General features: G+C 73.1%; 14 protein-coding genes, 1 other RNA gene and 1 pseudogene. 5 read left to right on the top strand and 11 right to left on the bottom strand.

The window, feature by feature from the left end; all coding sequences use genetic code 11:
- Positions 1 to 60 precede the first annotated feature (60 nt).
- The 7 genes from OG370_RS15450 to ftsE all read right to left on the bottom strand — a co-directional run bounded on the left by OG370_RS15450 (position 61) and on the right by ftsE (position 6,696).
- A complete protein-coding gene (locus tag OG370_RS15450) occupies positions 61 to 702 on the bottom strand; it encodes a CGNR zinc finger domain-containing protein (protein ID WP_328464612.1) in 642 nt (213 codons plus the stop codon).
- A 427-nt stretch (positions 703 to 1,129) separates the two neighbouring features.
- Positions 1,130 to 2,272 (bottom strand): uroporphyrinogen-III synthase, encoded by a 1,143-nt coding sequence (locus OG370_RS15455; RefSeq protein WP_328464614.1) that lies wholly within the window; start codon positions 2,270 to 2,272, stop codon positions 1,130 to 1,132.
- 237 nt (positions 2,273 to 2,509) lie between these two features.
- Positions 2,510 to 2,896, bottom strand: a transfer-messenger RNA (tmRNA) gene (gene ssrA / locus OG370_RS15460).
- 122 nt (positions 2,897 to 3,018) lie between these two features.
- Positions 3,019 to 3,498, bottom strand: coding sequence for an SsrA-binding protein SmpB (gene smpB, locus OG370_RS15465; protein WP_328464616.1), 480 nt, complete (start codon positions 3,496 to 3,498; stop codon positions 3,019 to 3,021).
- An 18-nt stretch (positions 3,499 to 3,516) separates the two neighbouring features.
- A complete protein-coding gene (locus OG370_RS15470) occupies positions 3,517 to 4,827 on the bottom strand; it encodes a S41 family peptidase (RefSeq protein WP_328464618.1) in 1,311 nt (436 codons plus the stop codon).
- 210 nt (positions 4,828 to 5,037) lie between these two features.
- Positions 5,038 to 5,958: a permease-like cell division protein FtsX gene (gene ftsX / locus OG370_RS15475; RefSeq protein WP_328464620.1), complete on the bottom strand. Its 921-nt coding sequence runs from the start codon at positions 5,956 to 5,958 to the stop codon at positions 5,038 to 5,040.
- Between the two features lie 48 nt (positions 5,959 to 6,006).
- Positions 6,007 to 6,696 carry a cell division ATP-binding protein FtsE gene (ftsE, locus tag OG370_RS15480; RefSeq protein WP_328464622.1) on the bottom strand — a complete coding sequence of 230 codons (690 nt, stop codon included), beginning with the start codon at positions 6,694 to 6,696 and terminating at the stop codon, positions 6,007 to 6,009.
- Between the two features lie 389 nt (positions 6,697 to 7,085).
- Between ftsE and OG370_RS15485 the strand changes: the two genes are divergently transcribed.
- The gene (locus tag OG370_RS15485) at positions 7,086 to 7,277 is read left to right on the top strand and encodes a hypothetical protein (protein WP_328464624.1); all 192 of its coding nucleotides are present in this window, start codon (positions 7,086 to 7,088) and stop codon (positions 7,275 to 7,277) included.
- A gap of 100 nt (positions 7,278 to 7,377) precedes the next feature.
- Here the strand turns inward: OG370_RS15485 and OG370_RS15490 are convergent, their stop codons facing one another.
- From OG370_RS15490 to OG370_RS15505, 4 genes and pseudogenes are all read right to left on the bottom strand, one after another.
- On the bottom strand, positions 7,378 to 8,295 hold the full coding sequence (locus tag OG370_RS15490; RefSeq protein WP_328464626.1) for a hypothetical protein: 918 nt from the start codon (positions 8,293 to 8,295) through the stop codon (positions 7,378 to 7,380).
- 253 nt (positions 8,296 to 8,548) lie between these two features.
- The gene (gene prfB, locus OG370_RS15495) at positions 8,549 to 9,667 is read right to left on the bottom strand and encodes a peptide chain release factor 2 (RefSeq protein WP_328464628.1); all 1,119 of its coding nucleotides are present in this window, start codon (positions 9,665 to 9,667) and stop codon (positions 8,549 to 8,551) included.
- Between the two features lie 1,125 nt (positions 9,668 to 10,792).
- Positions 10,793 to 12,100 (bottom strand): annotated as a pseudogene (locus OG370_RS15500) (serine/threonine-protein kinase); the annotation flags it as partial.
- A gap of 357 nt (positions 12,101 to 12,457) precedes the next feature.
- Entirely contained in the window at positions 12,458 to 14,209 is a 1,752-nt protein-coding gene (locus tag OG370_RS15505; RefSeq protein WP_328464630.1) for a serine/threonine-protein kinase, read from the bottom strand.
- Positions 14,210 to 14,764: 555 nt separating this feature from the next.
- On the opposite strand from OG370_RS15505, the gene OG370_RS15510 reads away from it, so the two are divergent.
- The 4 genes from OG370_RS15510 to OG370_RS15525 all read left to right on the top strand — a co-directional run bounded on the left by OG370_RS15510 (position 14,765) and on the right by OG370_RS15525 (position 22,366).
- Entirely contained in the window at positions 14,765 to 18,127 is a 3,363-nt protein-coding gene (locus tag OG370_RS15510; protein WP_328464632.1) for an FtsK/SpoIIIE domain-containing protein, read from the top strand.
- A 370-nt stretch (positions 18,128 to 18,497) separates the two neighbouring features.
- The gene (locus tag OG370_RS15515) at positions 18,498 to 19,910 is read left to right on the top strand and encodes an ABC transporter substrate-binding protein (RefSeq protein WP_443060675.1); all 1,413 of its coding nucleotides are present in this window, start codon (positions 18,498 to 18,500) and stop codon (positions 19,908 to 19,910) included.
- A 171-nt stretch (positions 19,911 to 20,081) separates the two neighbouring features.
- Entirely contained in the window at positions 20,082 to 21,362 is a 1,281-nt protein-coding gene (locus OG370_RS15520; RefSeq protein WP_328464636.1) for a carbohydrate ABC transporter permease, read from the top strand.
- Complete coding sequence (locus OG370_RS15525; RefSeq protein ID WP_328464638.1) at positions 21,359 to 22,366, top strand: carbohydrate ABC transporter permease; 1,008 nt, start codon at positions 21,359 to 21,361, stop codon at positions 22,364 to 22,366. The genes OG370_RS15520 and OG370_RS15525 overlap by 4 nt, the downstream gene beginning before the upstream one ends.
- Positions 22,367 to 22,376: the final 10 nt, after the last annotated feature.

The following is a 22,376-nucleotide window of genomic DNA, read 5'->3' on the forward strand; positions in this document are numbered from 1 at the left end:
GGCGCGCGCCCGCGGCGGACCCGACGTGCGCCGGGCCCGCCGGCCGTGCCCACCGCCGGGTCAGCCCTGGGTGCCGGCGAGGGTGGTGCGGCGGCGGTGCCGGGCGACCCGTTCCCGGTTCCCGCACACCTCGCTGCTGCACCAACGGCGGCGCCGGCCGCGCGAGGTGTCGAGGTAGACGCGGTGGCAGCGCTCGCCCTCGCAGCGGCGCAGCCGGTCCCGCGCGACCGGGTCGGTGAGCAGGTCCACGGCGTCCCGGGCCACGACGGAGGCGAGGGATTCCCAGGTGGGAGGTGCGGCGAGCCGCCTCGACAGCGCGACGGCCGGCTCCGTCTCCTTCTGCGGCGGCTTCCGCGTCGCCGTATGCGTCGCCGTACGGGGCTCGGTACGCGGCTCCGGTACGGCCGCGGGTGCGGGGGGCGCGGGGCGCGCGAAATGGTTGAGCGCGGCGATGTCGTCCGGGGCCGGCGCGTCGCCGTCCACCTCGCACGCCACCAGCCGCCGCAGCAGTGCGCGCAGTTCATGGAAGTGGGGCAGCCACCCGCTCTCCACCGGTATCGCGGTGGCCGCGGGGACCAGGCCCGCGCCGTACAGCCACCGGCTCAGCTGCGCGGTGTCCCGCAGTTCGTCCGCGGTCTCCGCCTGCCCGTGCTCCTTCGTGGCCGCCAGATCCAGACACACCCGGCCCCCGTCAAACCGCATCCACCCGCACCTCCCACCCCAGGGTGCCCCTCCGGGGGAGGAGCCGCTACCCGTCCCGCCGCCACGGTTCCGTCTCGTACCGGCCTTCCCCCGGTGGTGGGCTTGCCGCGCAGTTCCCCGCGCCCCTTCGGCCACGCGCGGCTACGGTGCCCGTCTCGTTCCCGACCACCGGCTCGTGGCCTGCTGAGCGCGCAGTTCCTCCCCCAGAGCTTCCGCCTGGGTGGGGGTGCCCCCGGCGGAGCCAGGGGGAGTACCCCCAGCGCCCTGGGTTTGTGCGGCTCACTCCGCGGAAGGAGGCTCACCCCCAGGGGCGCGGGGAACTGCGCGACCAGCAGGCCACCGGGCTGCGGCCGGGGACGTGGCGGAACCGTGACGGCGGGACGCCGTACCCACCACCAGGGGGTGGTCCCGGGACCGGCGGGACGGGTCAGCCCGGGGGGTCCAGCGCCAACCGATACCCCCGCTTCACCACGGTCTGCACCAACCGCGGCTCCCCGAGGGCGGTACGCAGCCGCGCCACCGCCGTCTCGACGGCGTGTTCGTCGCGCCCGGCCCCGGGCAGCACCCGCAGCAGCTCACCGCGGCCGACCACCCACCCCGGCCGGCGGGCCAGCGCGCGCAGCAGCGCCATCCCGGCCGGGGGCACCGGCCGAAGCAGACCGTCGACGAGGACCGCATGCCCGCGCACCTCGACGCGGTGCCCGGCCACCGGCAACGGGTGGACCCGCGCGGGCAGTTCACGCGCGAGCACCTGCACGAGCGGCAGCAGCCGGAACCGCTCGGGCTGCAGAGTCGGAACGTCCCGCTCCTGGAGCGGAAGGGCCGTCACCGGCCCCACGCACGCGGCCAGTACCTCCCCCCGGAACGCCCGCAGCAGATCGTCGAGGCGCCCGCGCTGCTCCGCCCGCTTCAGCAGCGAGGTGACCGCGGGCGCGGAGGTGAAGCTCACCGCGTCGACCCCGCCCGCGAACACCGCGTCGAGCAGCCGGTCGACCGGCCCCAGGTCCTCCGGGGGCATCCACCGGTAGACCGGCACGGCCACCACCCGCGCCCCGGCCGACCGCAGCGCCTCGTCGAACCCGGCCGTCGGTTCGCCGTGCAACTGGACGGCGACGCACCGCCCTTCGACGCCCTCGGCCAGCAACTGCTCCAGCACCTCGGCCATCGACTCGGAGGCCGGCGACCACGCCTCGGCGAGCCCGGCCGCGCGGACCGCGCCGCGCACCTTCGGACCGCGGGTGAACACCCGGGTCTCGGCGAGCCGCCGGAGCAGCGCCTCACCGAGCCCCCACCCGTCGGCCGCCTCGAGCCAGCCGCGGAAGCCGATCGCGGTGGTGGCGACCACGACGTCCGGCGCGTCGTCCAGTAGCCGCTTGGTGGTCGCCAGCAGTTCCGTGTCGTCGGCGAGCGGCATGATCCGCAGGCTCGGCGCCCGCAGCACCACCGCGCCCCGCCGCTCCAGCAGCGTGGCCAGTTCGTCCGCACGACGGGCGGCGGTCACCCCGACGGTGAACCCGGCGAGCGGCGGCACCCCGCCGGCCGCACCGTTCGGTTCGGAGTCCGCATCCATCGCTGTCCCACCTCGCTGCTGTCCCCGGGAGGACCATCCTCCCCATCCAGGGTGACGCATGCGGTTCGCCCGGATTTCCCGGGTGTTACGCCCATCGCCGCCCACCCCGCATTACCCCGCACCCGCTCCCCCGCGCACCGCCTCCGGCCGCCCACCGGTATACGACCCGGGCGGCCCGAAAACGACAAAGGCGACGCGGCCCGCTTTCGCGGGCGACGTCGCCTTGTCGCATGGGATGAGTGGAGATGGCGGGAATCGAACCCGCGTCCTGTGGTGCGGAACCAGGGCTTCTCCGAGCGCAGTCCGCTGTGCTTTTCTCGGCCCCGGCAGTCACGCGGACAAGCTACCGACGGGCCCAGCCACTGTGAGATTTCCCGCCGTGCCCCGTGGCCGGGCTCGGCGGTTGAGTCCCCTGAATGATGCCAGGGTCCGGGTCGGGAACACCCCCGGGCTGACACTCCGCAGAGTCTTCGCTAGCTGCTAATTAGGCAGCGAGAGCGAAGGCGGAGGAATCGCGCTTGGAATTGGCGATTATTGGTTTCGGCATATGGTTAACGAGATCATTGCCGCTTCCTCGGCTCGCTTCCCCTGCTTCGACATCCCCAGTCGAAACCGATCATCCCCATGTGGTGTTTTCAAGGTGCACCGCCGGTCACCCGGCGGTTCGGTGCCGGTCCAGCGTCGCTGTCCCCGCGTTCACCAGTGTAGTGGCAGAACGCACCACGGGGCCAGCGCATTCCCACGGATCAGGCGCGCTGCCTGCGCCGTGCCGCGGAGACCGCGCGGTCCGTCTCGCGCCGGTCCTGCTTCTCCCGCAGCGTCTGCCGCTTGTCGTACTCCTTCTTGCCCCTGGCGAGGGCGATCTCGACCTTCACCCGGCCGTCCTTGAAGTACAGCGCCAGCGGGATCACGGTGTGCCCGCTCTCCTGGGACTTCTGGTCGAGCTTGTCGATCTCCGCGCGGTGCAGCAGCATCTTCCGCTTGCGGCGTGCCGAGTGGTTCGTCCAGGTCCCCTGCGTGTACTCGGGGATGTGCACGTTGTAGAGGTACGCCTCGCCGCCCTCCAGCTGGGCGAAGCCGTCCACCAGTGACGCGCGGCCCATCCGCAGCGACTTCACCTCGGTGCCGGTGAGGACCAGCCCCGCCTCGTACGTGTCGAGGATGAGGTAGTCGTGCCGCGCCTTCTTGTTCTGCGCGATGATCTTGCGACCCGTCTCTTTAGCCATAGCGGGGCCATTCTCCCACTAGGAGGGGGCACCGAGGCCAGCGAATACCTCGCGGCTCGCGGCGACCGGGTCCTGCCCGCCGGAGACGACCACGTCAGGGGTGATGCCCTTGCCGTCGACGGTACGGCCGTCCGGCAGCCGGTAGTGCCCGACGGTCAGCTCGGCGACCGAGCCGTCCGCGAGGGTGGTGGGCATCTGCACCGAGCCCTTGCCGAAGGTGCGCGAACCGATCACGACCGCCCGGCCCCGGTCCTGGAGCGCGCCGGAGAGCATCTCGGCCGCGCTCATGGTGCCGCCGTCGACCAGCACCACCAGCGGCACCGCGGTGTCGCCGCCGGCCGCCGCGTAGAGCGCCTGCTGCTGTCCGTGCACGTCGTACGTGGCGACCAGGCCGCCGTCGAGGAAGGCCGACGCGGTGGCGACCGCCTCGGTGACCAGGCCACCGGAGTTGCCGCGCAGGTCGAGCAGGACGCCGTGGTCGGAGCCCTTGACCGCCGCCGCGACCTGCTCGCCGACCCCCTTGGTGAAGGCGTCGACCTTGATCACGGTCGGGCCGTCCTGCTGCCGGGTGACGGTGACCGCCTCGGTGGCGAGGGTCGCGCGGTGCACCGCGACCGTCCAGTCGCGCGAGCCGCGTTCCACGTCGAGGGTGACGGGGCTGCCCGGCACGTTGTCGCCGCGCAGGTCCGCGACGACCTCGGTGACGGGCAGGCCGGTACATCGGGTGTCGCCGATGGCGGCCAGCACGTCGCCGCCGCGCAGCCCGGCCCGGTCGGCGGGGCTGCCGGCCTGGACCTTGGCGATCTGGATGCGGCCGCCGTCGATCCGGCGCACGGAGACGCCGGTCCCGACGTACCGCCCGTTCAGCGCCTGCTGGAAGCCCGCGTACTCCTGGGCGGTGTAGAACGACGACCAGCGGTCGCCGCTGCGGCTGACGAGCTGCTGCGCGGCGTCGGAGCCGGGGGCGCCGGAGTCGGGTTCCCGGCTGATGCGGCCGGTGTCCGCCGCGGGGTCCTTGCCCCCGCCGGCCGTGGCCGTCGGGGCGCCACCGCCGCCGCGCCCGTCGTCGGTGCTTCCGCTGCCCGTCACGCCGCTGCCGGGGGAGCCGAAACCTTTACCCGTGGCGCCGCCCGAGGGCGCGCCGCCGGCGGTCCGTGCGGCGCCGGCCGGGGCCGAGGCGACCTCGTGGCCGTTCCTGCGGCCCTGTGCGTCCACACCGGTGAGGCTGCTCGCCGCCGCGCCGGTGGCCAGCATCGCGCCGCACACCAATGTCAAGGTGGCCCCGCGGCGCCAGCGGCGGGGCGTCCCGAACAACGACGGGCCGGACATGGCCGGAAGTCTAGGGCAGAAAGCGTACGCACACGGGAAGTTGCGGCTACACCCGACCGGGGGCCGCCGCAACCGCGGACGGCGGCGCCCCGGGACCGCAGGCCCGCGAACGGACCCGGCCCCGGGGCACCGCCGCCCCGCCGTACGAACCTCCGGGCGTCTGCCGCCCGGAGCGTCGGCCGACGCCCGAAGCGTCAGCCGCTCAGTTGCTCAGACCTTCAGATAGCGGCGCAGTGCGATGAACGCCGCGAACGCTGGCATCACCACGCCGATCAGCAGCACCAGCGGGAGCACCTGCACCACCGGCCCCCAGCCGAGGAAGGACACCAAGGGGATCTTGTCCTGGAGTCTGAGGCCCGCGTCGATCAGGAAGTACCGTCCGCCGAGCAGCATCACGCACGCGAGTCCCGCGCCGACCAGCCCCGCGAAGGCGGCCTCCATGATGAACGGCATCTGGATGTAGAAGCTCGACGCGCCCACCAGCCGCATGATCCCGGTCTCCCGGCGCCGGGAGAACGCGGACACCCGTACGGTGTTGATGATCAGCAGCATCGCCACGGTGAGCATGAACGCCAGCACCACGTACGCGACCCGGGTCATGCCGTTGAGCAGGTCGAAGAGGTTCTGCAGCACCTTGCGCTGGTCCTCCACCGACTGCACGCCCTTGCGCCCGTTGAAGGCGCTCGCCACCACCTCGAACTTCGTCGGGTCCTTCAGCTTGACCTGGTAGCTCTGTTCCATCTGGTCCGGCGTGATGGAGTCGGCGAGCTGCTTGTTGGACTTGAACTGCTCCTTGTAGTGCTTGTACGCGCCCTCGGCCGTCTCGTAGTAGATCTTCTTGACGACCGGCAGCTTCTTCAGGTCGGCGAGGATCTGGGCCTTCTGGTCGTCGGTCACCGGACCGGCGGCGCAGTTGGGCGTGGTGGCCGCGTCGTTCTTGTTGCAGAGGTAGACGCTGACCTCGACCTTGTCGTACCAGTAGCCCTTCATCGCGTCGACCTGCTTGTTCACGAGCAGGGCACCGCCGGTGAGGGCGAGGGAGAGCGCCACGGAGATGACGACGGCAAGGGTCATCGTGAGGTTCCGGCGGAGACCGACGCCGATCTCCGACAGAACGAACTGGACACGCATGGGGGTCGGGGTTCCTTCCGGAGGGTTGGTGCGAGCGGGCCGGCCCAGTCAGTGCTGGTAGCCGTACACACCGCGCGACTGGTCGCGGACCAGTCGCCCCTTCTCGAGTTCGATGACGCGCTTGCGCATCTGGTCGACGATGTTCTGGTCGTGGGTGGCCATCACCACGGTGGTGCCGGTCCGGTTGATCCGGTCCAGCAGACGCATGATGCCCACCGACGTCTGCGGGTCGAGGTTTCCGGTCGGCTCGTCGGCGATCAGCAGCATCGGGCGGTTGACGAAGGCGCGGGCGATCGCCACCCGCTGCTGCTCACCGCCGGACAGCTCGCCGGGCATCCGGTCGTCCTTGCCGGCCAGACCCACCAGGTCGAGCACTTCGGGCACGGTCTTGCGGATGGTGCCGCGCGGCTTGCCGATCACTTCGAGCGCGAACGCCACGTTCTCGGCCACGGTCTTGTTCGGCAGCAGCCGGAAGTCCTGGAAGACGGTGCCGAGTTGGCGCCGCATCTGCGGGACCTTCCAGTTCGACAGCCGGGCGAGGTCCTTGCCCAGGACGTGCACCATGCCGGTGTCCGTGCGCTCTTCGCGGAGGATGAGTCGCAGGAAGGTCGACTTCCCTGAGCCCGACGAGCCCACCAGGAAGACGAACTCCCCTTTCTCGATCTCCAGCGAGACATCCCGAAGTGCGGGACGGTTCTGCTTGGGGTAGGTCTTGGTGACGCTGTCGAAACGGATCACGTTGGCACCAGGGGTTGCGGGATCGGGGTTTGGGGTAGGGCCGGATAGGGGATGTGGAGGCGACACTACGCGACCCGGCGAGGCCCGCGCAGTCGCGGTGAGCGGTTGGTGGCCCGGACCACAGGGCACACTCGGACAAACCCGTCATCGCCCCCTTCCGCACCGCGATCCCGCCGCCGCGCGACCCCTCTCCAGACCGCCGGTTCCGGGCCCGCGATGACGCCCTCGGGGCGCCCTTCCGGGCGGAACCTGGCACAGTAGATGGTGTGCACGTTGTCAGGACACCGCGGCACAAATGGAAGCCACGGGGCGGGCACGGAGTAGACGCGTCGAGCCCAGGGAACGATTTCATGACCGGGGGCGTTCACCGGACGGAAAAGGAGAGCGCGATGACGTTCGACCGACTGGTGTGTGCCAACTGCGCCGGCCCCGTGAGCGAGGGCCGCTGTCCGGTCTGCCGCGCGAACCGCGCGCGCATGGAACAGCAGGGCGGCTGGTCGACGATATCCCCCGCCACCTTGATAGCACTCCTGGTGGCGCTTCTGGCAGTGGTCATCGTCGTGGAGCACGCCACCGCGTGACACCCGCCCGCACGGCGGGCACACGGATACGGACAGACAGACACCGGCGGGCCCGGGGCGCTGAGCGCCCCGGGCCCGCCTGTTCGTGCTGCTGCGACCGTCAGGCCGCGGCGCCGTCGCCGCCGCCGCGGTTGATCAGGCGCGGGGTCAGCCGGAAGCCGACACCGCCCGCGATCAGGGTCGCTGCACCGATGATCATGAAGGTGGTCCCGCTGGAGCCGGTCTCGGCGAGCTGCGAGGTGGTCTTGCCCTGCTGGACCTGCTGGTTGTCGGTGCTGGCGTTGTTGCCGCAGTCGACGCTGTCGCCGGTCAGGGTGCAGGTGTTGTCGTTGCCGCCCGAGGTGGACGAGCCACCGCCGGAGGTGGACGAACCGCCGCCGGAGGTGGACGAACCGCCGCTGCTGGAGGAGCCACCGGTGCTGGAGGAGCCACCGGAGTTGCCGCCACCGGTCGAGCTGGTACCGCCGGTGTTGCCACCGGTGTTACCACCCGAAGTGGTGGTGTCCCCGCCCGACGTGGTGTCGCCACCGGTCGTGGTGTCGCCACCCGAAGTGGTCGTGTCACCACCGGACGTGGTCGTGTCGCCACCCGACGTGGTGTCCCCACCGGACGTGGTGTCGCCGCCCGAGGTGGTGTCCCCGCCCGAGGTGGTGTCACCCCCGATCGTGGTCGTGTCGCCACCCGAGGTGGTGTCGCCACCGGACGTGGTCGTGTCGCCGCCGGACGTGGTGTCGCCGCCCGAGGTGGTGTCGCCGCCGGACGTGGTGTCCCCGCCCGAAGTGGTCGTGTCACCGCCGGTGGTGCCACCGTTGGTCACCCCACTGGTGATGCCACCGTTGGTCACACCGCTGGTGATGCCACCGATGAGATCCAGCGAGCTGGCCGGCTTCACGCTCGGGGTGCTGCTGGGCTGGGAGGCCGCCTGGGCCGCACCCACGGCCGTCAGGGAGGCGCCGGCCGCGATCACGGCCGCTGCGGCTATGCGTGTGACGCGCAGCCGTGTGTTGCGCTTGGTCATGTCTCAAGTACCCCCATCAGATGTCTGCTTAGGGATGCGCAGCCATGCGGAGTGCGGTGCCACTGGGGCCCGGATGCGCCCGCCCCCAAACGCTCACACCTCATAAACATGCGCATGCCGCGCAACACCCTTGCGACTTTGCCCAGCACCGTCAAGGTCGTTACGCACACCTTGGGCGAATTGCCCGCCTGTGCCCGTCAGTTCCGTACAGCACTGTGACACGGGAGACGCAACTGCCGTTGCCCGCAAGGCGTTACGCGTCGGCCTTCTCGCGGGACTTGCGCCAGCGGATGCCCGCCTCGATGAACCCGTCGATGTCGCCGTCGAGGACGCCCTGCGGGTTGCCGACCTCGTGCTCGGTGCGCAGGTCCTTCACCATCTGGTACGGGTGCAGGACGTACGAACGCATCTGGTTGCCCCAGGAGTTGCCGCCGTCGCTCTTGCCGAGCGAGTCCATCAGGGCCTGCTCCTCCTGGCGGCGCCGTTCGAGCAGCTTGGCCTGGAGGACGTTCATCGCGCTCGCCTTGTTCTGGATCTGCGAGCGCTCGTTCTGGCAGGAGACCACGATGCCGGTCGGCAGGTGGGTGATGCGGACCGCGGAGTCCGTGGTGTTGACGCCCTGGCCGCCGGGGCCGGACGCGCGGTAGACGTCGACGCGCAGCTCGGACTCGTCGATCTCGACGTGGTCGGACTGCTCGACGACGGGCAGCACCTCGACGCCGGCGAAGGAGGTCTGCCGGCGGCCCTGGTTGTCGAAGGGAGAGATGCGGACCATGCGGTGGGTGCCCTGCTCGACGGAGAGGGTGCCGTAGGCGTAGGGGACCTTGACGGTGAAGGTGGTCGACTTGATGCCGGCCTCCTCCGCGTACGACGTCTCGTAGACCTCGGTGGGGTAGCCGTGCCGCTCGGCCCAGCGCAGGTACATCCGCTGGAGCTGCTCGGCGAAGTCGGCCGCGTCGACACCGCCGGCCTCGGCGCGGATGTTGACCAGCGCCTCACGGGCGTCGTACTCGCCGGAGAGCAGGGTGCGGACCTCCATCTCGTCCAGCGCCTTGCGGACCTGCTCCATCTCGGCCTCGGCCTCGGTGCGGGTGTCGGCGTCGTCCTCGGCCTCGGCGAGTTCGAAGAGCACCGCGAGGTCGTCGATCCGGCCGCGCAACGTCTCGACCTTGCGCAGCTCCGCCTGGAGGTGCGAGAGCCGGCTGGTGACCTTCTGCGCGTTCTCCGGGTCGTCCCAGAGCGAGGGCACCGCGGCCTGCTCCTCGAGCGCGGCGATGTCCCCCCGCATCCGGTCGAGGTCGAGCACGGCCTCGATCGACCCCATGGTGGAGGAGAGAGACTTCAGTTCTTCGGAAACGTCGACGATCGCCACGGGGTCCAGCCTACCGGCTGGTCGGGTGATGGGCGGTTTTCGGTCGCGGGGCGGTCATGCGGCGGCCGTCGCACGGGACAGCCGGCCCTGGGCGGTCACCACGTAGAGGTCGAGTGTGTGGGCGGAGGCGCTCGCGCCGATCGGTCCGGAGGCGCCGTGGGGCAGCAGCAGATCACCGGCCGGCTCGGCGCCGCTCGCGCTCGCGGCGTTCGCCGCGTCGATCATGGCGGCGGCGGCGAACACGTAGAGGTGGCCGCCGGTGGCCAGCGCGTCCGGGCGCACGTCGCCCGTGAGGTGGGCGAGCACCTTGGCGGGCCGCCACGCGCCGTCGGAGAACGACAGCCGGAGCACCGCGCCGTCCGCCTTGCGTACGACGAACGCGTCCAGGGTGCCGCGGGCGGAGGAGACCAGCGCGGGCCCGTACGTGATCCGGCCGGCCGTCGGGACCAGCGCCCAGGCGTTCCAGCGGCCGTCGACCAGGGAGGCGGTGACGAGGTCGCCGCCGACCCGCCCGACCAGGTCGATCCGGCCGGGCGCGGAGGAGGCGGCCGCGGGCGCCGCGTCGAAGTGGGTGCGCTCGTCGACCTGGAGCCAGGGCTTCCAGTAGCCGCCGGTCAGGGTCCGGCGGTAGAGCAGGCCGTCGGTGCCCAGGGCGAACAGGTCGATCGACCCGGGCCCGGCGGACACCACGGCCGGGTCGGCGTCGACGCTTATACCGGTGAGCTTGTGCCAGGCGCCGTAGCCCGAGCCGTCCCGGACCAGGTACCAGACGTTCTTGTCGGTGCCGCGGGCGAAGACGTACGTGTCGCCGCCGACGACGAGCGTGCGCGGGCCGCCGGTGAGCCGCACCCCGGCGGCGGGCGCGTCGCGGAAGGCGGACCACTTCGGCAGGTCGACCGGGGCGCCGGTGCGGCCCTGCGGGGAGTCGGCGCCCCCGGTGGGGGCGGCCGGGGTGCCGTGGCCGGCGTTGGCGCCGTGGGCCGTGTCGGAGCCGGAGCCGGAGTCGGTCGAGGGGCCCTTGTCGTCGCGGGAGGTGCCGCCTGGGCCCGGGTGGCCGCCGTGGTCGGGGGAGCCGGCCGAGGCGATGCCCCAGCCGCCGAGCCCGGCGACGGCGAGCGCGGCCGCGGCGGCTGCCGCGAGCTTGATCCGCCGCTGGCGTACGGCGTCGGAGACCGAGCGGTGCCGGGGGCTGGCCGGGCGGTCGGCCGCGGAGGCGCGACCGCGTCCTGCGCCGCTCCCGCCGCCTCCCGCGCTGCCGGCCGGACCCGTCGCGGCGCCCGCGCCGTCGGCGTGGCCGGCCCGGCCCGGGCGCCCGGAGCGTGCGGCCTCGGCCCCGAAGCCCGCCAGTTCCTCGGCGGTGGGCAGCTTGATGCTGGTGTGGGTGTCGCGGCTGGAGTCCGGGGCGGCCCCGCGCACCAGCGGCACGGCGCCGCGCCTGCGGTCCCGCGCCGGGCGGCCCCCGGGGTCGTCGCCGGGCCGGGTCAGGCCCTGGTCGGGGTCGGCGCCGAAGCCGGCGCCGACCACCGGCTCGTCCGCGTCGTCGTACACCCCGCCGGCCCGCTCCGGCTCGCCCTCCGCGCCGGGCGCGGCCACGTCCAGCGCCGGCAGCCCGGCCAGGTCCGGCAGCAACTCCCGCAGCCGCGCGCCCAGTTCACTCGCCTTCAGCCGGGACGCGGGCGCCTTGGCCAGGCACTGCGCGAGGATCTGCCACAGCTCCTCGGGCACTCCGGGCAGCGGCTGCACGGTCTCGGTGACGTGCCGGCGCAGTACGGCGCCGGGGTGGCCGCCGCCGAACGGCGTGAAGCCGGCCAGCAGTTCGTAGAGCACGGTGGCCAGGGCGTAGATGTCGACGGACGCGCGCGGCGGCAAGCCCTCGATGATCTCGGGGGCGAGGTAGTCGGGGGTGCCGATGATCCGGGTCGCGCGGGTGCGGCGCGGGGTGTCCACGAGGCGGGCGATGCCGAAGTCGGTGAGCAGCGCGGGCGGCGCGCCGCCGGGGCCGGGGACCGCGGCCGAGTCGAGCAGCACGTTCTCGGGCTTGACGTCCCGGTGCACGACACCGCCCGCGTGGGCGGCGGCCAGGCCGTCGGCGACGTCGGAGGCGATCGCGACGGCCGCCTCGGGCAGCAGGCGGCGCTCGCGCTCCAGCCGGGAGCGCAGATCGGTGCCGCGCACCAGCTCCATCACCAGGGCGAGGTCGGTGCCGTCGACCACGAGGTCGCGGATGCCGACGATGTGCGGGTCGTCCAGCGACAGCAGCGCGGTGCGCTCCTGCACGAACCGGCCCACCAGGTCCTGGTCGGAGGCGAGGTCCTCGCGCAGCAGCTTGATGGCGACCGGGCCTTCGGGTCCCTCGCCGAGCCACACGGTGCCCGCCGAACCGCGCCCCAGCACCTGGTGGGCGGTGTACCGGCTGCCGATCTTCCTGGCCAAGGCTGCTCCGACTCCTCCGACGGTCCGCCGCGTTGCCGAGTGTCGCGGGCGTCGGGTGGGACCGGGACGCCGTGGGGCACCGCGTGATGGCTCGTGTTGGCGACAAAGCTACGCGGCTCGACGGCTGTTCGGGACGCCCACGGCCGGTGAGGAGGCGTTCTGCCGGAGAAATCACCCTCTGGAAGTCGACAAATCCCCAACCCAGGAGGCGAATCGGGCGGATGCGGGCCGTCCCGAGGGTGCGGCGGGACACCCTCGGGACGGGCAAGGCCGGGCAGGGACGGGCAGGGTGAGGCCGGGTCAGGCCGAGCCGGGACGGGCTGCGGCGGGACGGGCTGCGGCGGGCTTTCGGAACGGTCAGTTGCTGCCGGAGCCGCCACCGGAGTCGCCGGTGATCGCGGAGATCTTGTCCCACGCGCTGTTGACCCAACTCGACGTCGCGTCCCACAGGTTGCGGGTGCTGTTCACCCAGTCGGGCAGCGGCGTGGTGTACCAGACCACGACGAAGATGACCACGAGCACGAGGATCACCATCAGGCAGCCCTTCAGGCAGCCCAGGCCCGGGATCTTCATCGGGTTCGCGCCGCGCCGCGGCTCGCGCGGCTCGTGCCCCCGCGCGGGCGCCGCCGGAGCGGGCGGGCGCTGCGGTTCGTACCGCTGGGGCTCGTAGTTCTGCGGCGGCGGCTGGTAGCGCTGCTGCTGGGGCCGCTGCTGCTGGGGCTGCTGCTGCGGGTAGCCGTACGGGCCGGCCTGTCCCGGGTTGCCCTGCTGGGGGTACGGCCGGGCGCCGCCGTACTGCTGCGGGGGTTGCGACTGCTGCGGGGGCTGCTGCTGCTGTGCCCTGCGCACCGGGCGGCGGTAGAGCGGGTCCATCTCCGGCGGGACCTGGCGGACCTCGGTCTGCTCGTTGCGGTGGCGGGCGGCGCTGAGCTGGGACTCCCACGGGTGCGGGCCCTGGGCCTGCGGCGGGCCCTGCGCCTCGGAGGCGGGCAGGACACGGGTGCCGTCGGCGGCGCCGGCCACACCCGCCGCGTCAGCGGCGTTCGCGGCATCGGCGGCGTCCACGGCCCCGCGATAGCGGTCCGAGTCGAGCACGCCGGTCGTCGCGTTCGGGTCGTACGCCGTGCTGCCGGCCGGCAGCACCTGGGTGGGCTCGGCGTCGCCGAAGGCTCCGGCAGCCGCGGGATCACCGGTGCCCGGCACCAGCGCCGGGTCGGCCTCGGGGCCGAGCAGCGCGCCCACGCCGAGTGCCGCCTCGGCCTGCGCCGGGCTGGCGTGCACCCCCACGCCCGCGGCGACCACCCGCAGCGCCCGCGCCAGGTTCTCCGCGCTGGGCCGCTGATCGGGGTTCTTGCGCAGGCAGCGCTCGATCACGGTCCACAGCGGCTCCGGCACGTTGCCGGGGCGCTCGGCCTGGTCGGTCATGTGGGCGTGCAGCACCTCCAGCGCGGAGTCGCCGCGGAAGGGCGCACGCCCGGTGACCAGCTCGTACATCAGCACGCCGGCGCCGTACACGTCGACCGCCGAGGTCTGCGGGCGGCCCTGCGCGGACTCCGGGGCGACGTAGGCCGGTGTGCCCACGAACTCCTGGGTGCGGGTCACCCCCGGGGAGTCGGCCAGCCGGGCGATACCGAAGTCGGTCAGCATCGGGTGCATCCGCTCGGCGCCGTCCTCGCCGGTGGTGGTGGCGAGCAGCACGTTGGCGGGCTTGAGGTCGCGGTGCACGATGCCGTCGGCGTGGCTGGCGGCGAGCGCGTCCGCGACGGCCGCGGTCAGCAGGGCGGTGGCGATCGGGCTGAACGGGCCGTTCTCCCGCAGGTAGCGGTGCAGGTCGGGGCCGTCGATCAGGTCCATGACCAGCGCGAGCAGGTCACCCTCGACCACGAGGTCGCGGACCCGGACGATGTGCGGGTGCCGCAGCCGCAGCAGGGCGGAGCGCTCGCGCAGGAAGCGCATCACCACGTCCGGGTCGCCGGCCAGTTCCTCCTTGAGCACCTTGACCGCGACCAGGGTGCCCTCGTCCTCGCGCACCCGGGCACGCCAGACGGTCCCGGTGGCACCGCGTCCGAGCGGTTCCTCCAGAAGGTATTTGCTGCCTACCGGCCGCACGTCATGCGCTCCCTGCTGCGTGATGGTCTTTCCCGGTCCGGCCCAGCGTAGAGCCTGCCGCCGCCGGGTGCCGGATTCCCAGGTAGACGCTGCGCCGCGCCCCAACGGTTGCGCCCCCTCCCCGTACGCACGGCACCCTCCGCGGCCAGCGCCGCACCCCTCCCCCGGGCAAAGGGCACCGAGTCAGGGACCCTGGCGAACCGTCGCGGAAGTCGTTCACCCTCCAGGGGCGCGTGGGGGCACCTCCCAGGCGAAGCTCCGGGGGAGAACGGAGCGACCAGCCACCCACCGGCCGATGGTCCCGGCACACCCACCGCAGAGGCAGGGCCTGCGGCCTCCGGCCGCACCAAGCGCACCCCGGGGAGCCAAGATCGTCGGGGCGGGGGCGAACTGTCACCGAGGGGTGGGAGGATGCAGGGGTCAAGTCACCGCGTACGCGCGTCCGTCGGGCCACTGCGCGCGTGACCGCGTAGGTGTACGTCGAGGTGCGGGCGCGGGCGGGGAGCATCTTCCCTGCGCGCACCCGCGCCACGGGGAGAAGGGACCGCGGACGAGATGCAGATCCGGCTGACCGTCCTCGGGCCGCGCGGCAGCGGCCGGGCAGCCCGCGGCTGTGACGTGCTCGTCACCGCTCCCGCGGGCACCGCGCTGAGCACCGTCGCGGGCGCCCTGGCCTCGGCGGCCGGCTCGGCCCAGCCCGGCGGCCGCTCCTCGGGCAGCTCCGTGGTGCTGTACGCGGGCACCGGCCGGCTCGCCCCCACCGCGGTCCTCGGCGTCCCGCCCCTCGTGGACGGCGCGCTGATCTCCCTGCACGCCCCTGCCGAGCAACAAGGCGACCACGGCCAGTACGGCCGCTTCGGGCAGTACGGCAGGCCGCCCGCCGACCTCGCCACGCTGCATGTGGTGGGCGGTCCCGACGCGGGCGGCGTGCACTTGCTCCAGGGCGGGCAGGCAGGTGTCGGCCGCTCCGCCGACGCGGACGTGCCGCTCGACGACCCCGACGTGTCACGGCTGCACTGCGAGATCGCGGTCGGCGCAGACGGCACGGTCACCGTCGCCGACCTCGGCTCGACCAACGGCACCACGCTGTCCGGCCGCCCGGTCGGCGCCCACCCGCTGCCGTTCCCGCCCGGCGAACTGCTGCGGATCGGCGAGTCCACGCTCCGCCTCACCCGGGCCCGCCCGGCCGCTCCCCCGCCGCTGTCGACCGCCGTGGACAGCGAGGGGCACCTGCGGGTGGCGCCGCGCGGCGGGGACGGCGGGCCCGAGAGCGGCGCGGAGCCGGGGACCAGGGGTTCGGCCGGCGCCAAGCGGCCGGCCGCGGGACCGGGACCGTACGAAGAAGTCCGCGGCGACGGTCCGCACGGTGCTCCGAGTGCTGCGGGCAGGGGTGGACCGGACGGTGACGCCGTTCCCGGCGGCGCCGACGGCGACGGCTACGGGGGCTACGGCGGCTTCGCCGGTGACGGCGGCCCTGGCGGTCACAGCGGCCACGACCGCGGCCCGGAGACTCTCGGGGGCGCGGCGTGGCCGCCCGCCGAGCCGCCCGCCGTGGACAGCTCCCGGCGCGCCACCGGCGAGCGGAACCGCCGCGAACTCGACGAGCCACCGCGCGCCGGGGTCGTCGGCGCCATAGGAGCGTGGGCCAGGCGGCTGGCCGGCGGTCGCCAGGCGCCCGACGACGCCGGGCCCGAGACGGCCGCGGACGACCCCGCCGCCGCGGAGGCGCTGCGCGAGCGCTGGCCCGACCCGGCGGCGGTCCTGCTGACCGTGCTCGGCCCGGGCCGCCGGCTGTGGGAGCGCGCCCCCACCCACCCGGACGCGCTGACCGTACGCCTCGGCACCGCCGACCTGCCGGCACCGGACGGCACCGGGCTGCTGCGCGGCGCCCCGTACACCGTGGACCTGCGGGCCCCCGCCACCTCGGCGCTGACCCTGGCCGGTCCCCGGCCGCGGCTGGCCGGGCTGGGCAGGGCGGTGCTCGCGCAGCTGTGCGCGCTGCACTCCCCCGCCGTGCTGGAGGTGGTGCTGGTCAGCGCGGACCGCACCCGGGGCGCGGACGAGCGCACCGAGGAGTGGTCCTGGCTGAACTGGCTGCCGCACCTGCGGCCCGCGCACGGCCAGGACTGCCGGCTGCTGCTCGCCTTCGACCGCGACCAGGCCGAGGCCCGCACCTCCGAGCTGGTCCGGCGGCTGGAGTCCGGCCCGCTCGGGCCCGGGTGGGCGACCGCGCCGGAGTCCGCCGTCACCGCCGCCGCGGCCCGCCACGACGGCCCGTACACGCTTCTCGTCCTCGACGGCGACCCCGGTTCCGCGGCCCTGCGCGACGCCCTGACCCGCATATCGACGGCCGGACCGTCGGCCGGCATCCACGTGCTGTGCCTCGCCGAGACCGGTGAACGCCCCGCCGTCCAGGGCGGTGTGGTGGCCCACGTGTCGGGCGACGTGGCGACCACGCTGCGGTTGGAGGCGGCCTCGGGGACGTACGGCGCGGGGGCGGGCGCGGGCACGTACCCGGCGGCGCCGGTGGACGGCACGATAGTGCTGGACGCGGTGTCCGCGGTGTGGGCCGAGCACTTCGCGCGGGCGCTGGCACCGCTGCGGGAGGCCGACGCCGGATCGGTGGACGTACCGTCACGGCATGTGCTGCCGACCACCGTTCGGCTGCTGGACGAGCTCGACCTCGCGATCGCGACGCCCGCCCGGATCGCGGCGCGGTGGGGCGAGGCGCCCGGGACGGCCGGGGGTGCGGCCGCGGTGATCGGGGTGGGGGCGGGCGGCCGGGTGGCCGTCGACCTGGTGGCCGAGGGGCCGCACGCGATCGTCGGGGGCGCGCCCGGCACGGGGAAGACGGAGCTGCTGCGTTCGCTGGTGGCCGCGCTGGCGGCGGCGGACCGGCCGGAGCGGCTGGCGTTGGTGCTGGTGGACGGGGCCGGGGCGGAGCGCGGTGAGGGGTTGGCCTCCTGCGCCGACCTGCCGCACGTCTCCACGCATCTGGTGGCCACGGACCCGGTGCGGATGCGGGAGTTCGCGCAGGCGCTGAGCGCGGAACTGAAGCGGCGGGCCGAGGTGCTCGGCGGCGAGGACTTCGCGGCGTGGCACAGCAGGGGCGCGATGGCGGGGATGGTGCCGCACCAGGGCGGGCGCAGGGGAGGTCAGGGCTCGGCCGACTCCGCGACAGGTTCGAGGGGTTCGGTCTCCGGTTCCGCCGGTGCCCCGGGTTCGGCCGGTGCCGCGGGTTCGGCCCGTTCTCCCGGCTCCGCCGGTTCCGCTTCGACCGGCTCCGGGCCGGGTGCGGCCGCGCGGCCCGTGCCCGTACTCCCGCGCCTGGTCGTCGTCGTGGACGACTTCGACGCGCTCGTGGCGCCGGGCCTCGGCAGTCCCGGACGGCCGTCCGCGGGCAGCGTGGTGCGGGCGCTGGAAGCGGTGGCGCGGGACGGCGAACGGCTCGGCGTGCACCTGTTCGCCGCGACCGGCCGCCCCGAACGCACCGCGGGCACCGACACCGACGAACGGGCCCGGCTGCGGATAGCGCTGCGGACCGCGGACCCGGAGTCGGCGGCCCTGCTGGTGCACGTCGAGGACCCGGCGGGGCTGGACGACGCGGTGCCCGGGCGCGGCTATCTACGGCGCCCCGGCGGCGCGGTGACGCCGTTCCAGGCCGCCCGGGTCAGCGCGCGCATCCCGCGTACCGCGACGCTGCGGCCGACCGTGGTGCCGCTGGAGTGGGAGCGGATGGGTGACCCGCCGGCGCGCCGCCAGGTCCGCGAACTCGGCAACGGGCCGACCGACTTGGCGCTGCTGGCCAGCGCGCTGCAGCGCGCCGCCGAGACGCCGCCGGAGGAGCCCGCGCCGCGCGGCGCGCGCCAGGCGGCCGCCGCCACCGCGCCGGCCGCGCTGATCCGACCGCGGATCTAGGGCGGGGAGGCGGCCGGGCCCGGAAGGCGGCGCGGCTTGGAAGGCGGCGCGGCTTGGAAGGCGGCGCCGCAGGGGCACGGCACCGCGCGGAGCGGGCACGGCGCGGCTCGGCGCGGGCACGGCGACTCCGGCCAAATCCCTTGCCAGGGACCCCCGTTCCGGCGTTCGCCGAGACCCGCGCCGACACGTTCGCCGAGTGGTTCCGCACGGCTTTCCGCCCGGACCTGACGGTCCGTCCGTACCTGCCCCCGAAGGGTTTGATCCAAGATCACGGCATAGTCACAATGACCCCCGCAAGCCCGCGTAAGACCTTGCGAGCGCTGTCGCGACGGGCGTAGGACAGTCGCCACGGGACTGAGGGGATGACGACATGCGTACCTTAAAGCGCACACACACCAAGCACGCACGACGGAGCACTACGCGCATAGCGCTCGCCGCGGTGGCGGTGTCGGCGCTTGCGCTCACCACCGCGGCGTGCGGCGGGGGCAGCGGCAAGAAGGACGATGCCAAGCACACGTCGTCGGCGTCCTCCACGGGGAGCGGGAGCGACGGAAGCGAACTGAAACTGCCCGACCTGCACGGCCAGAAGCTCGAGGTCGCGGCCGTGTGGACCGGCCCCGAACAGAAGGCGTTCCAGAAGGTCCTGGACCAGTTCGACAAGCTCACCGGCGCGAAGTCCACCTTCGTACCGACCGGTGACAGCCAGTCGACCTTCCTCGGCACGAAGATCGAGGGCGGCCAGCCGCCGGACGTCGCGTTCCTCGCCCAGCCGGGCGTGCTGCACCAGTTCGCCGACAAGGGCTGGCTCAAACCGCTCGGCCCTGGCGCGCAGGCCCAGTTGAGCAAGAACTACTCCAAGGGCTGGCAGGACCTGGGCGCTTGGAAGGGCAAGCAGTACGGCGTCTACGCCAAGGTCGCCAACAAGTCACTGATCTGGTACAACTCCAGCGCCTTCAGCAACGCGGGCGCGACCGTGCCGAAGACCTGGGCGGACTTCCTGAAGACCGCCGAGACCGTCTACGAGTCCGGCACCCCGGCGGTGTCGATCGGCGGCGCGGACGGCTGGACCCTCACCGACTGGTTCGAGAACATCTACCTCTCGCAGGCCGGTCCGGCGAAGTACGACGCGCTCACCGCGCACAAGATCAAGTGGACCGACCCGTCGGTGAAGACCGCGCTGACCACGCTCGCCCAGCTCTTCGGGAACAAGGACCTGGTCGCCGGCGGCACGTCCACCGCGCTCGCCAACGACTTCCCGAAGTCGGTCACCCAGGTGTTCAGCGGCAACCCGCCGAAGGCCGCCATGGTCTACGAGGCCGACTACGTCGCGTCGTTCATCTCCGCCAACACCAAGGCGAAGGTCGGCACGGACGCGAAGGTGTTCCCGTTCCCGGCGGTCGGCAACGGCAAGGCGCCGGTGGTCAGCGGCGGCGACGTCGGCGTGGCGCTGAAGGACAACGCCGGTGCGCAGGCGCTGCTCACGTATGTGGCGTCCACCGACGCGGCCAAGATCTGGGCGTCCAGCGGCGGTTACCTCTCTCCGAACAAGGCGCTGCCGTTCTCGGCGTACCCGGACGCGACCGAACGCACCATCGCCCAGGCGCTGATCGGCTCCGGTGACGACTTCCGGTTCGACATGTCCGACCAGGCGCCGGCGGCCTTCGGCGGCACCAAGGGCCAGGGAGAGTGGAAGGACCTTCAGGTCTTCCTCGCCAAGCCGTCCGATGTGGCCGGCGTGCAGGCCAAGTTGGAGTCCGACGCGGCCAAGGCGTACGGGAGCTGAGGTCGGATGACTGACGCCTCTGTTCCAGGGGCGGGCGGTCCGGTCGGAGCGGGTGGCGGCATCTCCGGTGCCGTCCCCGTTCCGGCTGGTCCGGGTCCCGTCGGGGGGTCCGCCACGGACTCCGTCGAGGGGCCCGGCTCCGGCCGGCGCCCCGGCAAGCGCCGCAGTGTCATGGGCACCCGCCCGTGGATCGCCGCGCTCTTCCTGCTGCCCGCGCTGGTCCTGCTGGGCGCGCTGGTGGCGTATCCGATCGGCTACACCGTCTACCGCAGCCTCTTCAACGCCAACGGCGACTCGTTCGTCGGGCTGAAGAACTTCGGCACGGTCTTCACCGACCACGGCATCCTCACCGCGGTCCGCAACAACGCGATCTGGGTGGTGGTGGCGCCCACCGTGGCGACCGCGCTCGGCCTGGTCTTCGCGGTGCTCACCGAACGGGTGCGCTGGGGAACGGCCTTCAAGCTGATCATCTTCATGCCGATGGCCATCTCGATGCTGGCCGCGGGCATCATCTTCCGGCTGGTGTACGAGCAGGACCCCTCGCGCGGCGTGGCGAACGCCGTGGTGGTGGCCGTGCACGACACGTTCACCAGCAACTCCGCCTACCCGGGGGCGCGTCCGCGGCCGGACAGCGACCTGAAGCCGACCGCCGGCGGGTCGTTCACCTCCACGTCGACCGCGAGTATCGGCACGTCGGCGGACCTGCCGCTGGTCGGCATCCCGCCGACCGAACTGCCGTCCAACGCGAAGCAGGCCAAACCGGCTCCGACGAAGCCGGGTTCGGTGACCGGCACGGTGTGGCTGGACTTCCGGCCCGGCGGCACCGGCAAGCCCAATGTGATCGACCCGGGCGAGAAGGCGCTGTCCGGGGTGAAGGTGGAGGCGGTCAAGGACGGCAAGGTGATCGCCTCGGCCAAGTCCGGCAAGGACGGCACCTACGCGCTGCCGGCGAAGGCGGCCGGTGCCCAACTGCGGCTGCCCGCCTCGAACTTCTCCGGCAAGTACAACGGCATCAACTGGCTCGGCCCGGATCTGGTCACCCCCTCGATCATCGGCTCCTACGTGTGGATGTGGGCCGGTTTCGCGATGGTGCTGATCGCGGCGGGGCTCGCCGGGGTGCCACGCGAACTGCTGGAGCAGGCCCGGGTGGACGGCGCCGGCGAGTGGCAGGTCTTCCGCCGGATCACCGTGCCGCTGCTGGCCCCGGTGCTGGTGGTGGTGATGGTGACACTGATGATCAACGTGCTGAAGATCTTCGACCTCGTCTACATCATCGCGCCCGGCAACACCCAGTCCAACGCCAACGTGCTCGCCCTCCAGCTCTATCTGTCGTCCTTCGGCGGCGGCAACGACCTGGGCGTGGGCAGCGCGATCGGCGTGATCCTGCTGCTGCTGGTGCTGCCCGTCATGATCTTCAACATCCGGCGGCTGCGCAGGGAGGGACGGCGATGAGCGCGGATGCGACGGATGAGGGCGCGATCGCGGGAGCGGGTACGGGTACGGGTGCGGGTGCCGATGTCGATACGGGCGCCGGTGCGGATACGGCTGCGGGTGCGGGTGCGGCCGTGACGGGCGCTCCGGGCGCGGCGGCTTCGGGTCCCGGCCGGCGCGGGATCGGGGCACGGCTGGCCGGCGCCGCGAGTGGCGGCCTGCTCCGGCTGGTCCTGCTGGTGGTGGCGCTGTTCTGGCTGATGCCCACGATCGGGCTGCTGCTGTCCAGCCTGCGCAGCCGGCAGGACATCGCGGCCACCGGCTGGTGGAAGGTCTTCACCTCGCCGACCCAGCTCACGGTCACCAACTACCGTTCCCTGCTGGACAACCACGCGATCACCAGTTCGCTGTGGAACACCGCGCTGATCACCGTCCCGGCCACCTTGCTGGTCGTGGTGATCGGGTCGCTGGCCGGCTACGCCTTCGCGTGGATGGAGTTCCCCGGCCGCGACTGGTGGTTCATCGGGGTGGTGGCGATGCTGGTGGTGCCGGTGCAGGTGGCGCTGGTCCCGGTGGCGAAGCTCTTCGGCAAGATCGGGATCTTCGGCGACATCTCCGGGGTGGTGCTCTTCCACACCGCCTTCGGGCTGCCGTTCGCGATCTTCCTGCTGCGGAACTTCTTCGCGGAGATCCCGCGCGAACTGCTGGAGGCGGCCCGGCTGGACGGCGCCGGCGAACTCCGGCTGTTCGCCCGGGTGATCATGCCGCTGGGCGGCCCGGCGATCGCCTCGCTCGGCATCTTCCAGTTCCTGTGGGTGTGGAACGACATGCTGGTCGCGCTGATCTTCGCGAACAGCGACTCGCAGCCGATCACGGTCGCCCTCCAGCAGCAGGTACGGCAGTTCAGCGACAACATCGACATCCTGGCGCCCGGCGCCTTCCTGTCGATGGTGGTCCCGCTGGTCGTGTTCTTCGCGTTCCAGCGGCAGTTCGTCTCCGGCGTGATGGCGGGGGCGGTGAAGTAGCCCTACCCTG

It is taken from the genome of Streptomyces sp. NBC_00448 (genome assembly GCF_036014115.1).
Lineage (GTDB): Bacteria > Actinomycetota > Actinomycetes > Streptomycetales > Streptomycetaceae > Actinacidiphila.

Excerpts from the sequence above, each read along its gene's own strand:
- OG370_RS15450 (WP_328464612.1), bottom strand. The coding sequence starts at position 702 with ATGCGGTTTGACGGGGGCCGGGTGTGTCTGGATCTGGCGGCCACGAAG.
- OG370_RS15455 (WP_328464614.1), bottom strand. The coding sequence starts at position 2,272 with ATGGATGCGGACTCCGAACCGAACGGTGCGGCCGGCGGGGTGCCGCCG.
- smpB (WP_328464616.1), bottom strand. The coding sequence starts at position 3,498 with ATGGCTAAAGAGACGGGTCGCAAGATCATCGCGCAGAACAAGAAGGCG.
- OG370_RS15470 (WP_328464618.1), bottom strand. The coding sequence starts at position 4,827 with ATGTCCGGCCCGTCGTTGTTCGGGACGCCCCGCCGCTGGCGCCGCGGG.
- ftsX (WP_328464620.1), bottom strand. The coding sequence starts at position 5,958 with ATGCGTGTCCAGTTCGTTCTGTCGGAGATCGGCGTCGGTCTCCGCCGG.
- OG370_RS15485 (WP_328464624.1), top strand. The coding sequence starts at position 7,086 with ATGACGTTCGACCGACTGGTGTGTGCCAACTGCGCCGGCCCCGTGAGC.
- OG370_RS15490 (WP_328464626.1), bottom strand. The coding sequence starts at position 8,295 with ATGACCAAGCGCAACACACGGCTGCGCGTCACACGCATAGCCGCAGCG.
- OG370_RS15510 (WP_328464632.1), top strand. The coding sequence starts at position 14,765 with ATGCAGATCCGGCTGACCGTCCTCGGGCCGCGCGGCAGCGGCCGGGCA.
- OG370_RS15515 (WP_443060675.1), top strand. The coding sequence starts at position 18,498 with ATGCGTACCTTAAAGCGCACACACACCAAGCACGCACGACGGAGCACT.
- OG370_RS15520 (WP_328464636.1), top strand. The coding sequence starts at position 20,082 with ATGGGCACCCGCCCGTGGATCGCCGCGCTCTTCCTGCTGCCCGCGCTG.
- OG370_RS15525 (WP_328464638.1), top strand. The coding sequence starts at position 21,359 with ATGAGCGCGGATGCGACGGATGAGGGCGCGATCGCGGGAGCGGGTACG.